A 388-nucleotide genomic window follows, 5' to 3' on the forward strand; every position below is an offset into this window, starting at 1 on the left:
TCCTTCATCCTTTCGACTGAAGAGAAGCTGCAAGGCGCTCAACTCAGCGAACTCCGCGATGCGTGGAACGCTCAGACCCGCGGCGAAAATGTCGGGGGGACGCCGATCCTGGCTTGGGGTATTAAGCCGATCCCGGTCGCCAACACAGCGCGCGACGCACAGCTCGCCGAGACGATGAAGGCGAGCGAGGAACGGATCGCACTGGCCTTCCGGGTGCCCATGCAGGTGCTTGGCCTCGGCAGCAACACCTATGCCTCGACCGAGGCGCTGATGCAGTCGTGGATCGCCAGCGGGCTGGGCTTCTGTCTCAACCACGTTGAAGAAGCCTTCGGGCAACTGTTCGGCCTACGCGGGATGCCCGACGAGTATCTGGAACTGGATACGCGCG

1 protein-coding gene is annotated in these 388 nt (G+C 62.9%); it reads left to right on the plus strand.

What is annotated here, in order from left to right; translation table 11 throughout:
• Nucleotides 1-388, plus strand: a 388-nt coding sequence (locus tag AC1VNY_RS42905) for a phage portal protein (RefSeq protein WP_482409741.1), incomplete at both ends; no start/stop codon positions are given.

The sequence above is a fragment of the Bradyrhizobium ferriligni genome, assembly GCF_056837965.1.